Here is an 11,868-nt window from a genome sequence, read left to right on the forward strand (position 1 = left end):
TCTGCGAACCCAAATCAGAAAGGATGAAGAACCATGCCAAATGAATTGCTTAAGACACATATCGAAGGATACCATCAAATCCATTGTGATTTTCACGACTGCGAATTCGGGCCACATATTCCAGGACACGATGCTTATATTGATCCAAATGACAGAACTCCGATTCCGCCTAAACCAACAGCAAGTATTCCAAGTGGATATCATTTGGCATTAAATCCAAGGCATGCGGATGAGCCAAATGGTCATTTCCACGACGCTGAATGGGTACTTCATCACGAGCATCACTAATTACAATTGATACAACAACCGGCATGCTTCTTTCAGAGTGTGTCGGTTGTTTATTTTGTGTTAAGTCGGTTTTCATCAGGGCAATCGCTGGACAGCCTCTCAGAACCCGCCAGCGCCGCCCTGCACTCCTCTGCGAATCATGTCGAATGTTTGGACGGCAAAAAGCCCCGCGCCTTAAATCGACAACAGGGCATATGTATTGAAGCAAAAGAAAAAGCACCCCGAAAGGTGCCTAGTTGAATCACTTTAAAAGTTTAGCTACATGATCTTGTCCTGCAGCATTCATCATCTCATCCCATGTTTTAAACCTAAAATGACCGCTTATGAAAGCATCCTTAACAGTCAGATCAGTTTTTTCAAACTCTTCTTGTGATTCAAGACTGAAGGGAGCATTATCAACAAATTCTTGAGCACTCGAAAAGTCAGAATATTTACGAATAAACTGATCATTTAATAGATCTTTTACCGAGACCTCTCCGGAAGCTTGTTCTACTTTTTTCTGAACAGCTTTGAGTAAATCGTTCATATTGTTGTATGACGGCATATTGGCACCTCCTTTCGACATCAAATTTCGACGTTCAGGAAGGTTTTTCCTTCTTTATAAAACAGAAGCCGCCCCAGCCAAAGGCGGCTCTCGCTTAGTTGATCGGCCAAGGATTGACCAATAAATTCATTCGAGATTATCCATCTCGTCCTTAAACCGGAGCTTCCGACTCATGGACCAGTCGATAAAATAGCCGCCCCCGGAGGAGCGGCATATGAGAGGAGGAGGCGGTTAACCTCAGTTGGCACGATATAAGAATATCACGTAAAGTGTGCCATGTGGTGCCCAATGTATGCCCGTCTTGTGCTTGAATACTGTTCAAAAATCTGCGTTATCAAGCTCAAAAAATCCCATTAACTTAAGATTATCGGCCATACTCCCCGCTCCCTCATCAATTTTCCTTCTCACGGTACTGTTGCTGAGACTATGTTTAAAAAATAATACCGTCTCCTTCAAAGAATAGCCGCTAAAAAAACGGTACTCGACAGCTCGCTTCGCATCGGTGTCAGAAATTAACCCGTGAGCCCTCTCTATCTGTTGAGTGTAAAAGCAATATTGCTGGTAGACCCAGCGTTGTTTCTCAAGCATGATTGTCGCATTGGCCGTCTTGTCCGCATAGAGATCATCGTCGTTGATGCGTCGAGCGACCTCTCCGTCTATAGCGACCTGCTGCATGTCTGCTTCATTATTTTGAAAGTCATTCATGAGCGAAATCATATTACTATACTTGCTAAGCAGAAACTTCACTCTCCGAATTTCCGCTTCCGTTGCTTTCGGGAACAATTCTCCCTGTTGCCATACCATTGCCATGCCCCCTCACCATCCTCCATATGCTATACTGGTGGTGAGCTTATACGTAATGTCCCCCGCGGGCCGACCAAGGTGCGGGGGATTGTTTTTTATTTACGCCAGGTCCATAAGCCCTGCTGTCCTTTCGCCGGGATCGGATCCTGCAGCCTGTTTACCTCCTTCATCTCCCAGGCAAATCGACCATTAGTGTAATCACCGAATTTGTCTTCTTTCAAGCTGACTCTCCTGGTGGCGCCACCTGCACTGTTATACAGAGTTGGCATCCCGCTTTCTTGATCTTCGCCAACTGACCAACACTCTGAAAGATTCGCAATGGCGACGATCACCCCTGTCGGCAGATTGTCTGCTGTGTAACCGTGCTTGGCCAACGTTGACTTGATTGGCTCCGTCTCGCATGCTTCGCGGTCTATCTTCTTCGCCGCATGAATGGCGATCGGCCCGCGGTACTTAGTCGGCCAGCCGCGTGTCTCGAAGCCCTTTTCTTCGAGCGCCAATAGGATCGCCCAGGGCTCCCAAACAGTAATTACCTTGATTTCTTCAAGTTCATTCACCCTGGTTGTCCTCCTTGCCGACAAGTACAATCCCGCGCCTGCCGTTACGCTTGATGTATCCCTTACGCTCCAGCATTTTAACAATGTGATGTGCAGTTGATATTGAAGCGTATCCCATGGCATCTTGAATATCTCTTGTTGTAGGGCTGTATTGATTACGGCGGATGAAGTCTGTAATGAATTTATATGCCTCCGCTTGCTTTTCACTTAATGGCTTGAGGTTTGAGGGAGGAGCAGGTTGCCCCAGCTCCGCTTTCAAGGCTGCATTCTCTTTTTCGACACGCATCACCCGCTCGTGCCAACGCTGTATGCTGCCATGCAGCTCATTATTCTCAAGAATCAGCGAGTCTACTTTATCTAGTAGCCCAGTAAGCCACTCGCGAGCATCAACGATGAAATAGGCGTCCTCAACGCTTATATCATCAAAGATTCGTTCCCCCTGCTCATCATAGATATTAACCTCGCCGTGCTTCCCGTGCTGTGCTTTCCACTTGCCCTGGGAAGCAGCGGCCACGACCTTTCGAATTTTCTGCCTGTCTGCTTCGTTGAGTTCAATCATTGCGGTTCCCCCAGTCGCTTTTTGCTCATCGATTTGAATGCCTGCTTATGAAATGACTTCGCATGAGCCTCAGTGATCGCTGTACGCATGAAATCATAGGAACACTGCGCCGTCATAATCAATTGCTCCTCCTTAATGCTGGGCGGTACATGAAACAATATGAACTGTGCAGCATCGTGAATCTCATCGGGCCTGCCATCAGAATATTGAACAGTGATCTTTGCCATGCTGTATCCCCTTAAAATAATGTAGGCTGCTCCACCGGCGCCTCTACCACATACCCTTTATCGACCCAGCTCCGCGGAACGGTAAGCCTGCGAACCAGCCGGCCGTCATGAGTTTCCATAACCGTATCACCGGCTTTGCGGTGGATTCCGCGTTCTGCGGACAGCCGTTCAGCCAGTTCCGTCCACATCCAATAGGTGACTGTCAATTTGTTCATTGCCGTTACCTCCCATGTTATTGAGCGGGCACCATCTCTTTGCTGTCTTTAACAATAGCAAGCTGTATGGTGTCATGTCACCGAAGCCTACGAAATTATAGATCGGGCGGCCCCTATCGTCCGTCAGGTCTTTTGTTTCCGGGTGAACGCAATAATATTTTTTACGACCCAGGCGGTTCTGCTGCGATTGCATTCTGCCTTGCTCCTTGCAGTAATTGCAATATTTACACTGCCGTTTCATGTTATCCTCCTAGAATAGCCGTTGCTGACCAATCGATTCGGCTGCAATTGGATTAATCCACAGTATTTCAGTACGGGGGCGCCCAGCCTCAGCTTGTACGGACTTTGCCTCACGTCTCCAATGGCCTAGTCTATGATCGTACATTGGGTGCTCATATCCGCTAAGAAAAACTGGTCCGGGATGCCGATCCAGAGCTTCAAGCAACGCCACATGGTCATCCTCAGTCATTTCATGCCTATACATTCGGCTGCTCCGAGTCGAAAGGAGATATGGTGGATCCGCGTAAATCAGGACATCTGAATGTTTATATCTTTCTAGCACTTGTAGAGCTGGCTGATTTTCAATTTGTACGTCCTTTAATCGTTCTCTCACGACCAGCACTTTTTCAGCCAGCTCATTCCACTGCTTATTTGACGCCTTGTGTGGAGCTTTATTGTATTGAATAACACTTTTCCACCCGGTCCGGTCACTTGTTTTTCCGCCTATAGCTTGCCAAGTACGTACCATAAACCTTCTCGCCCGCTCCAATTCGTCCTCTACTTGTTCATAAGAGGAATAGTATTCTTCTCTTGAATGTGGCGTCCAAAATAATTTATGTGCTAACTCATCCGGTCTATCACGAATCACACGAAATAGATTTACGACATCCCCATCAAGATCATTTACTGTTTCAAGTCTGGAAGGCTCTTTTCGGAATAAATCAGCACCGGAACCGAAGAACAACGAAAGGTAGGTCATGTCCTTGTAATCAGTCGGGAAGAAGCTAATAATCCAATCAGCCATTGACCACTTGCTGCCAGGGTAGTGTAAGATGCGCGGTGCGCTCATGCTTGTCCTCCTCCCGCCCAAGAAGCGGATATTATCCGCCTCTATTCACATAACCCATACACACTGGAGCATGACGGAAAATCATCAATCGCAATCATCTTGAATAAGTCGTAAGTGCGTCCACCGCGTGTAGTCTTCGACCATTCGACCCAATCATAAATATCCTTCTTGTCGTCGTCGTCAAGGGCTGGTAGAAACGATGAATCCCCTCGTTTTGAAGCGCCTGCGACGATCCGCTCCCATTCGGCAATCCTTTCAATTTCTTCCGGGAAACGTCGGGATATCTCAAATAGCTCCCCCTTGTTTACATTGATGCAAGGCATGCAGCCCACACGGGACATACCCTGCGAATACAACGGATTTGGCTCAATGCCATGTTTCTTGTGCATATCGAACACGTCCCGAGCACTCCAGTTTAACAATGGCCTATAAACCTCGTAACCTTCCGGCGTTTCTTCTCGTTCCAGCAGCTTTGCGCGAGCTGGACTCTCAGCTGCACGAACACCTTGCCAGCTTACGACTTTATAACCCTGCTCAAAAAGCGGGAAATAGACTTCCTCAGCAATTGGTATGATTTTCAGAAATTGAGTACAGAACCTTGCTTTAGTTGAAGGAAAGCGCCCTTTCCAAATACAAAGATCCAGGAACGGGTTTCCCGTTGGCTGTAGAAAATCGAGCGCGATTTGAATGCGATTATCGGGCACACCCTTCGCCGCCCAATGATCAAGCACATACTGCCGCTTTCTTGCGATTCTCGCCGCAAAATCTGGAACTACCCTACGGATCGGCCCGAGCTCCTTTTCAAGATAATCGAGATATTCATATGTTGAAGGATGTTCGTTACCCGTGTCAGCAAAGACAGGGGTTACTTCCACACCTAGTTCAATTGTGGCGTATATCCACATTGCCGCACTATCTTTGCCACCTGATACGCTCATTACGTTAGCTATCTGCAAGCCTACCACCTCGTTGTCTTTTACTTTACTCTACCTAAGCCGGTAAGCGAAGCAGCCAAAGTACAAATAAGTTGCTCCTCTCGACTTGCGGAACAGAATACCGAACACGAACGCGGTACCAAGGAAGGAACATCGTCCGAATTTCTTCTCTTTCAAAACTATCAACCTTTCAACATGCGTTTTAGTTTTATTGACCCAGCTTCTTCCCAACGGTATATGAAGCCGTCCGGAGCTGTAGATTTCTTTACCTTGCCATTACAATGCAACATGACCGTTTGATAGCTCATGAAGTTATTGCGAGCTGCCTCCCGGGCGCTTTTATATACGTCAATGACTTCTCCGTCAGTCGATATCTTGAAGACTGCTTGCCGACCCGACATTCCGCCGGTCTTTCTGGACAATTCACTTTTGCAAATGTAAGCCAGGTTGTTGATCCAATTGTCCTGACGGTTACCGTTTTTATGATGAAGAACATGACCAGGTGGCGGTGGGGAGAAGAAAGTACGCTGCATGAGCTTGTGAACTCTCTCTTCCTTGCGGAAGCCCTCTGAATCGGTCATCCTGACCACAAAGATTCCTTTATGCAGCTTCGGCGTTAACACTGAAGGGCGGGCTGATCGCCACACCCTACGTACATCGCCTTGAAAGTTGATTTGATAATTAGGATAGCCTGGAATAGTTTTGAATTGACCTGCTTCCGAGACCGCCTTCATTAGCCAGCCTGCTGAACTGTGACGTTATCTATGTGCCGGCTATTATAGAAGCCAAAGAAGTCATGAACGAATCCAGCGATGCTTTGGCCAGGATGAAGCTCGGCCAGATCAGCAGTAACAAAGTTAACTACCCGCTGCAGCAGATCAAACAACTCCTGCATGACTCGCTCGCGATCGATGTCCGCGGCTTCGACATCAGTGCTCAAAGCTCCCACCGCATCATAAATGCGGGCTCTCTCCACATTGGCGATGGCCACCGACAAAATCGGCATGCACAGTGTGATAATATCGTTCTCCTGGACAGCAGCTTGCTCAGCAGCCTGCTCGATGGTAGCAAGAAGGAACTGCTGCTCTTCATCCATTTTCTTAATCCTGCGACCAGCTTCAGCTGCCTTAGCTGAAGCACTTTCAAGGGCAGCTTTCATTTTTGCGTTCTCTGCCGTCTCGTACTCCATAGCGCGAGCTGCTTTATCCACCTGCTCGAGCAGCTCCGTATTCTGCTGCTGCAGCTTAGCAATTTCGGCTTGAGCGTCCGTCAATTGGGTTGCGAAGCGCAAATTCTCCGCTTCCAGCTCGTCATTATTGTCAATTTCCTTCTGCAATTGGTTCTGGATGCGAGTAAGAGCTTCGCCTCCTGCCTCAACCTCTCTCGCAGCGTTAATGGCAATCAAACCTTGCGGCTCAGCAGGAGCGGCTGCTGTATTACTAGGTCCAGCCGACACAAGCAATTCCAATTCCCTCTCCTCCGCATCGATCTCGCGGATGCCCCATTCAGCGAGCAGGGAATTGAAATACCGCTTGCTCATCGGTGCCAGAGTGGTAAAAACTTGTGTCCTTCCCTCGCCAGCAGCGCGCCGGCGCAAATACGAATCTTTAGTCAAAGCGGGTACTACATTCGGTGTCTTCATCCTCGTAATCCCCCATTCTTTAAGCTGCTTAGTGAATTCTCCGCGATCGTTGTTGAAATGCTTCAGCATGATGTCTGCGGCACTCTGGCCGCTCTCAACTGCCTGCAGATACTGCTCTTGCGTCATGCTCCGCTGCCAGCGCTTAATTTGCGGACCTTCGACCTTTTTGCGCAGGCGCGCAGTATGCTCAGCTTGTTGCTCCGGTGTCATAATCCACGATTTCACCGGCGAATATCCGTTTTCTCTGCCCAAGGCTCATACCTCCTTGAATGGAGGCCTGCTGCTAACATGAGCAGCAGGCCGTATATTAGGCAACTCCGTTATCAAGCTGCTTTTGTACCCGAGCTTTATACTCTCTAAATTCAGCCGACAGCTTGCCGCTGTTAACTCCAAGTGACGACGCAATTTTAATCCATGTTTCGCCATCCTTTTTACGTGCAAGCAGTGCGGGGAAATCATACAGCATTTCTGCGAATGACGGCTTGTTCTGCAGGATGTACTCGTCCAAATCGACATTGGACTGACCACCTTGCAGAGCCTCTGGCTTTTCACCAGTGATGGAGCCGACAGCGCCTTGCTCGGTGTTCTCACCTTTAATTGCTTGTTCCCAATCTTTTAAATCTTCCGCTGAAGCTTGCATTGAAGGTTCTCCGTTACCTTGTCCTTGCTCTGTTGTCGGCACCTGACCATTCTCAATTGATTTGGAATCCCCGTCCGACTCCTCGGGGGAAGCCTCTTGCTGACTCTCATCCTGTTCTTCTTCGTCGAGATCGTCCTTGTCAGAACGCGACTGTCTCCATTCGTCCCATTTTGCTGCGAGTGGGGCAACTTGCTGGCGGTACCCGTCAATAATCTCAATGAGCCTGCCGCTGCTTAGCCCTGCATCTGAAGCAATGCGGAGGTAAGTCTCGCTGGCATTGAAACGCTCAATCCACTCTTTAACTGGATACCAGCGATTCCCTTCGTATTCTGGTGCCAAGCCAGAGAGGATAAAGTCGTCCACAACCTCGCGGCTGATCTCCGTCGGAACGTCCTTGAGCTTTTCTTTTGGATCTGCTACGCCGAGATCCAGCTTCAATTGCTCTCCTTCCGGTTTGATCTCGCTAACGATGCCGGACTCATCTACCTTGTATGACTTAATAGGTTTCTCCGTCCGGGCATTAAGCTGTACATTGTAAGTCACAACTGTCGACTCCATCGACAGGCGTACCTTTTGATCTATCATTTCCGACAGGGTTTCGATGCTGCCTCGTAGATCGCCTAGCCCTGTTGTCAAAATAACTTCAACCACGCCGCCTGGTTTCAGGTTTACTTTCGTAACCTTCGGCTGAAATTCTGCATATCCCATTCCGTTCACGCTCCCTGTATTTGTCTGATTGTTATTTCAACACGCGGTTTTGTTGAGTATCGCTTGCGGACATATGCGTCCACAACCTGGCTGTCATCTACCCACATAACGCCCTTTAGCGCATCTTTTATGCCCTTTAGGTAATTGTCTGCGTCGGGCTTGGATGTGGGAAATAGAGTTCCCTCCTCAGCTGCAGCAGCCTTTTTCTTGCTGAACGATTTTGGAATGGAACGATAGGCTATAACCATCATTGCCAACGGCCCCTCCAACAGTGTTGCCGGCGCATGCTCCGCAGCTGCTAACCGAACATAGTCCTTGTAGTCCCTTGATTTAGCTGGGTCATACATCCGGACAAAACCACCTTGTGTAGATGCACGCGGCCGCCCTTGGGCAACCGGTTCACCATAAACAGCGAAGCTTATCATGCGCTTTTCCCCTTCCTGTACATATCCGGTACCCGCTTGCCATTCGGAGGAGGTTCAGGAGTTTCCGGGCTGGTGCTGTAGGTATGTTCTAAACTAACGAATTTGTTGTAATTCTTCAGGAAAAGCAGCTCCACCGTGCCAACCGGACCATTACGCTGCTTGGCTATAATGATTTCGATAATATTTTTCTTTTCTGATTCCTTATCGTAGTAATCATCTCGATATAGGAAGGAAACAATGTCCGCGTCCTGTTCGATCGCTCCGGATTCCCGCAGGTCGGACAACATCGGCCGCTTGTCCTGCCGCTGCTCGACGCCCCGGCTGAGCTGGGACAATGCAATCACCGGCACTTCCAACTCGCGGGCAACCTGCTTCAGCGTCCGGGAGATTTGAGAGACCTCCTCCTGACGATTCACCCCCGAGCGCCCGCTACCTTGAATGAGCTGCAGGTAATCAATCAAGATCATCCCCAGTCCCTTTTCCTTCTTGAGACGGCGGCACTTGGCACGAATCTCGTTGACCGTTATACCTGGCGTATCATCGATATAAATTTCAGCATCGGCTAACCTGCTTGTGGCATCGGCCATTTTCGCCCAATCGTCATGTTCGAAGAATCCGGTGCGCATTCGACTAGCATCGATGTTGCCCTCAGCACAAACCATACGTTGAACGAGTTGCTTTCTCGCCATTTCCAAACTAAAAATAGCGACGGTCTCTTTCGCTCGAATTCCAACGTTTTGCGCAATGTTTAAAGCGAGTGCTGTCTTACCAACGGAAGGGCGAGCTGCAATAATAATCAGGTCACTTTTCTGGAATCCGGAAGTCATGCGGTCCAGATCGATGTAGCCTGATTCAATGCCAGTTATTCCTCGATTTACTGCGCGGACCGTATACCGATGTTCCGCATCTTCCCAAACTTCTAGCAGAACATCTCTTAAACCGACAAATTCCTTTGTTGGAGTGGCTCGGTCCGTAATTTTAGCCATGGACGTCTCCGCCATTGCGACGAAGCCCTTAATGTCCTGATCATGTGCTGCTGCTCGAAGTAATTCCATCGATGCTTCAATCGCTTGACGCTTGAGGAACATTTCCAGCACGCGCTCAGCGTAGAATCCTGCGTTAGCAGCTGTCGGTACAGAACCAGCAAGCCCGGCTAGGTAGCTTACACCACCTATTTTGTCAATTTCTTCTGTATCCTGAAGCTGAGCGGATAAGGTGACCAAATCAAGAGGTTTATCCTTCGAGACAACCTGATTCATTGCACGGAAGATCCGTGCGTGGGCCTTGTCATGAAATTCCCCGCCGTGAAGCGTGCCTTTTATCGTTTCGTATGCTTCAGGTTCGAGCAATGCTGCCCCCAGCACTGCCTGCTCGGCTGAGAGATCACACGGAAGCTCAATGCCTAATAACTCGTAATAATTAGTCTCCAACCGGGTCCCTCCTCAGCAATTGCCGGCCAGCTTCCCAAAAACCTTCTGGCGGTGGACAGTTGCTGGTGACCTCCCATTGTTGGAGTTGGTCCTCAAAAGCTTCAGCCTGCTCCTTATCGCGCCGGCTGTCGAATTGATCGCCGAGCCTGCCGCGAATGTCCGAAATGGCCGGCGGCCACTTGTTGGTTTTAATGTGCTGCTCAACATTTTGCTTGGCAGCTTCGAAAGGAAAATCTTGAAGGTATTTAAAATGGCGGTCTACTTCCGCATCGCTGCAATCAAAAGTAGGATACTCCGCAGCAATTTCCGCGAATAAATCCAGCACATCAGCTCTGTCCACGCTCTCGCTCCTCCCTTGCTCGTCTTCGCAATTCCTCAGCAGCGTTCTGCTTCTTGCCTGGCTGAGGTTGCTTTCTCACAACCGGCTGCCGATCTTCGGTAGCAGCAGTCTGAACATCAACCGCTTTGGAATTGCGCCAAGCCTCCTTGATAGCGTTGTCGTAATACAAAAAACTGCTCGGAAGCATGAAATCGTCACCTTCACGTTCGCGCTTTTCCTCCAGGAGGCGCGCCATAGTTTGGATGGTAAAAGGGAACGGCATCCCTCCGGCGACCATCTTACCCATGGCTTGGCGTTCGTTTTGTCTGACATGTAAATCAAGCTTGCGGTGTAATTTGCAATAAGCATCCAAAATAGCAATCATCCCGGCATCGATGTCGGCTTTGCTAATAGGTTTTAAAATAGTAGTAGTAATAGTAATATCTTTTAGATCGGACATTTTTGTCTGATCACTCGGTATTTCGGGGCTGTGATCGGACAATAATGTCTTATCACTCGCCCCCTGATCGGACATATTTGTCTTATCAGAATCTATGTGATCGGACATTTCTGTCTGATCATTTACTACTGATCGGACAGAAATGTCCTGGGTCATTATGGTATATTTCTTTGAATTTCTAACCGAGAGGATGAGTCCCCTCGGTGCTCGGGTAACCCTGATATATTGGTGCTCCTCCAGTGTGCTGAGCCACCTGCTCACGGTTTTAACGCTAACCCCAAACTTGTCGGCTAGTTCCGCCAGTTGGAGTGGCTTGTTCCCGAGGACGACGCCCCAGACAGTTCCTTCCTTTTCCTTTTCGGCAGTTGTGGAGCTAACGCACCACAGGAAAAGCCATATCGCGCTGCTTATTTTGTTGTAGTGACTAGGCTCTAACAGACCGGAGTACATCGGGAAAGGATAGCTGCCTGGCATGCAATCATCCCCTAAACATAAATAATCTTTTCCGTCTTGGTAAATCGGTGAACTAAGTGCAGCTCATTCGGAAGATGCTTAGTTACCAGCCAGTTTTCAGGATTCCAGCCTGCGACCTTAATCGCTATCTTCTGGCGTTTCGTAGGGCGCTTTCCATTCTTCATGAGCTTCTCCGTCCTGTAACAACATAGAGTTCCCCTGGCATATTCGCTATTTTCAGTCCACTTTGCACTCCAGCAGCAACTGCCTCCAACATCTTCACGGTATGGGAGCCAACGCTTTCTGGCGCTTTCGAGAGCGGAATAAAAGATCCGATAGTGAATGCTGCTGCTTGAAGGAAATGTTTCATTTGTTCCTCGTCGCCTGACTCTGCTTTTAAAAACTCCTCATGAAGATACTTAACTACCCGAGCAGTTTGCTCATCCTGATTTACGCTCAAATGGATCTCTCCTTTTTAATTTTCGTTTGCCAAGCTGTAGGGAAGGCACATCGTTTGGCCGAAACCTCGTAATGCCGCCGTCCCAAACTGAAAGAAACAAATTTATCGGTACTGGTCTCATAGTAGAAGCCCC

At 48.6% G+C, this 11,868-nt stretch carries 18 protein-coding genes; 1 reads left to right on the plus strand and 17 read right to left on the minus strand.

What is annotated here, in order from left to right; genetic code table 11:
- The first annotated feature begins 33 nt into the window (after nucleotides 1-33).
- On the plus strand, nucleotides 34-288 hold the full coding sequence (locus AC50YG_RS24030; protein WP_494830346.1) for a hypothetical protein: 255 nt from the start codon (nucleotides 34-36) through the stop codon (nucleotides 286-288).
- Nucleotides 289-529: 241 nt separating this feature from the next.
- On the opposite strand, the gene AC50YG_RS24035 is transcribed toward AC50YG_RS24030, so the two are convergent.
- The 17 genes from AC50YG_RS24035 to AC50YG_RS24115 all read right to left on the minus strand — a co-directional run bounded on the left by AC50YG_RS24035 (nucleotide 530) and on the right by AC50YG_RS24115 (nucleotide 11,735).
- Nucleotides 530-832 (minus strand): hypothetical protein, encoded by a 303-nt coding sequence (locus tag AC50YG_RS24035; protein ID WP_494830348.1) that lies wholly within the window; start codon nucleotides 830-832, stop codon nucleotides 530-532.
- A gap of 318 nt (nucleotides 833-1,150) precedes the next feature.
- Nucleotides 1,151-1,636: a hypothetical protein gene (locus tag AC50YG_RS24040; RefSeq protein WP_494830353.1), complete on the minus strand. Its 486-nt coding sequence runs from the start codon at nucleotides 1,634-1,636 to the stop codon at nucleotides 1,151-1,153.
- A gap of 95 nt (nucleotides 1,637-1,731) precedes the next feature.
- Nucleotides 1,732-2,175, minus strand: a complete 444-nt coding sequence (locus tag AC50YG_RS24045) for an ASCH domain-containing protein (RefSeq protein ID WP_494830448.1) — start codon at nucleotides 2,173-2,175, stop codon at nucleotides 1,732-1,734.
- Nucleotides 2,176-2,185: 10 nt separating this feature from the next.
- Nucleotides 2,186-2,752 (minus strand): LexA family protein, encoded by a 567-nt coding sequence (locus tag AC50YG_RS24050; RefSeq protein WP_494830356.1) that lies wholly within the window; start codon nucleotides 2,750-2,752, stop codon nucleotides 2,186-2,188.
- The gene (locus tag AC50YG_RS24055) at nucleotides 2,749-2,979 is read right to left on the minus strand and encodes a hypothetical protein (RefSeq protein WP_494830359.1); all 231 of its coding nucleotides are present in this window, start codon (nucleotides 2,977-2,979) and stop codon (nucleotides 2,749-2,751) included. Before AC50YG_RS24055 ends, AC50YG_RS24050 begins: the two co-directional genes overlap by 4 nt.
- An 11-nt stretch (nucleotides 2,980-2,990) precedes the next feature.
- Complete coding sequence (locus AC50YG_RS24060; protein WP_494830361.1) at nucleotides 2,991-3,194, minus strand: hypothetical protein; 204 nt, start codon at nucleotides 3,192-3,194, stop codon at nucleotides 2,991-2,993.
- Nucleotides 3,195-3,444: 250 nt separating this feature from the next.
- Complete coding sequence (locus AC50YG_RS24065; RefSeq protein WP_494830363.1) at nucleotides 3,445-4,263, minus strand: DNA adenine methylase; 819 nt, start codon at nucleotides 4,261-4,263, stop codon at nucleotides 3,445-3,447.
- 41 nt (nucleotides 4,264-4,304) lie between these two features.
- Nucleotides 4,305-5,219, minus strand: coding sequence for a phosphoadenosine phosphosulfate reductase family protein (locus AC50YG_RS24070; protein ID WP_494830365.1), 915 nt, complete (start codon nucleotides 5,217-5,219; stop codon nucleotides 4,305-4,307).
- A gap of 161 nt (nucleotides 5,220-5,380) precedes the next feature.
- Nucleotides 5,381-5,932 (minus strand): HNH endonuclease, encoded by a 552-nt coding sequence (locus AC50YG_RS24075; RefSeq protein ID WP_494830367.1) that lies wholly within the window; start codon nucleotides 5,930-5,932, stop codon nucleotides 5,381-5,383.
- Nucleotides 5,932-7,092 carry a hypothetical protein gene (locus AC50YG_RS24080; protein ID WP_494830369.1) on the minus strand — a complete coding sequence of 387 codons (1,161 nt, stop codon included), beginning with the start codon at nucleotides 7,090-7,092 and terminating at the stop codon, nucleotides 5,932-5,934. The genes AC50YG_RS24075 and AC50YG_RS24080 overlap by 1 nt, the downstream gene beginning before the upstream one ends.
- A 55-nt stretch (nucleotides 7,093-7,147) precedes the next feature.
- A complete protein-coding gene (locus AC50YG_RS24085; protein ID WP_494830371.1) occupies nucleotides 7,148-8,188 on the minus strand; it encodes a hypothetical protein in 1,041 nt (346 codons plus the stop codon).
- Between the two features lie 5 nt (nucleotides 8,189-8,193).
- Nucleotides 8,194-8,613 (minus strand): RusA family crossover junction endodeoxyribonuclease, encoded by a 420-nt coding sequence (locus tag AC50YG_RS24090; RefSeq protein WP_494830374.1) that lies wholly within the window; start codon nucleotides 8,611-8,613, stop codon nucleotides 8,194-8,196.
- A complete protein-coding gene (gene dnaB, locus AC50YG_RS24095) occupies nucleotides 8,610-10,043 on the minus strand; it encodes a replicative DNA helicase (RefSeq protein ID WP_494830378.1) in 1,434 nt (477 codons plus the stop codon). Before dnaB ends, AC50YG_RS24090 begins: the two co-directional genes overlap by 4 nt.
- The gene (locus AC50YG_RS24100) at nucleotides 10,033-10,383 is read right to left on the minus strand and encodes a replicative helicase loader/inhibitor (protein WP_494830382.1); all 351 of its coding nucleotides are present in this window, start codon (nucleotides 10,381-10,383) and stop codon (nucleotides 10,033-10,035) included. The genes dnaB and AC50YG_RS24100 overlap by 11 nt, the downstream gene beginning before the upstream one ends.
- Nucleotides 10,370-11,296, minus strand: a complete 927-nt coding sequence (locus tag AC50YG_RS24105; RefSeq protein WP_494830384.1) for a MarR family transcriptional regulator — start codon at nucleotides 11,294-11,296, stop codon at nucleotides 10,370-10,372. The genes AC50YG_RS24100 and AC50YG_RS24105 overlap by 14 nt, the downstream gene beginning before the upstream one ends.
- 11 nt (nucleotides 11,297-11,307) lie before the next feature.
- Complete coding sequence (locus AC50YG_RS24110; protein ID WP_494830386.1) at nucleotides 11,308-11,460, minus strand: DUF6906 family protein; 153 nt, start codon at nucleotides 11,458-11,460, stop codon at nucleotides 11,308-11,310.
- Nucleotides 11,457-11,735, minus strand: a complete 279-nt coding sequence (locus AC50YG_RS24115; RefSeq protein WP_494830388.1) for a hypothetical protein — start codon at nucleotides 11,733-11,735, stop codon at nucleotides 11,457-11,459. Before AC50YG_RS24115 ends, AC50YG_RS24110 begins: the two co-directional genes overlap by 4 nt.
- Between the last annotated feature and the right edge of the window lie 133 nt (nucleotides 11,736-11,868).

The sequence above is a fragment of the Paenibacillus sp. J31R34 genome (assembly GCF_059383715.1).

Coding starts and splice junctions, on each gene's coding strand:
- AC50YG_RS24075 (WP_494830367.1), bottom strand. CDS start 5,932: ATGAAGGCGGTCTCGGAAGCAGGTCAATTCAAAACTATTCCAGGCTAT.
- AC50YG_RS24085 (WP_494830371.1), bottom strand. CDS start 8,188: ATGGGATATGCAGAATTTCAGCCGAAGGTTACGAAAGTAAACCTGAAA.
- AC50YG_RS24050 (WP_494830356.1), bottom strand. CDS start 2,752: ATGATTGAACTCAACGAAGCAGACAGGCAGAAAATTCGAAAGGTCGTG.
- AC50YG_RS24065 (WP_494830363.1), bottom strand. CDS start 4,263: ATGAGCGCACCGCGCATCTTACACTACCCTGGCAGCAAGTGGTCAATG.
- AC50YG_RS24060 (WP_494830361.1), bottom strand. CDS start 3,194: ATGAACAAATTGACAGTCACCTATTGGATGTGGACGGAACTGGCTGAA.
- AC50YG_RS24105 (WP_494830384.1), bottom strand. CDS start 11,296: ATGCCAGGCAGCTATCCTTTCCCGATGTACTCCGGTCTGTTAGAGCCT.
- AC50YG_RS24035 (WP_494830348.1), bottom strand. CDS start 832: ATGCCGTCATACAACAATATGAACGATTTACTCAAAGCTGTTCAGAAA.
- AC50YG_RS24030 (WP_494830346.1), top strand. CDS start 34: ATGCCAAATGAATTGCTTAAGACACATATCGAAGGATACCATCAAATC.
- AC50YG_RS24110 (WP_494830386.1), bottom strand. CDS start 11,460: ATGAAGAATGGAAAGCGCCCTACGAAACGCCAGAAGATAGCGATTAAG.
- AC50YG_RS24090 (WP_494830374.1), bottom strand. CDS start 8,613: ATGATAAGCTTCGCTGTTTATGGTGAACCGGTTGCCCAAGGGCGGCCG.
- AC50YG_RS24040 (WP_494830353.1), bottom strand. CDS start 1,636: ATGGTATGGCAACAGGGAGAATTGTTCCCGAAAGCAACGGAAGCGGAA.
- AC50YG_RS24055 (WP_494830359.1), bottom strand. CDS start 2,979: ATGGCAAAGATCACTGTTCAATATTCTGATGGCAGGCCCGATGAGATT.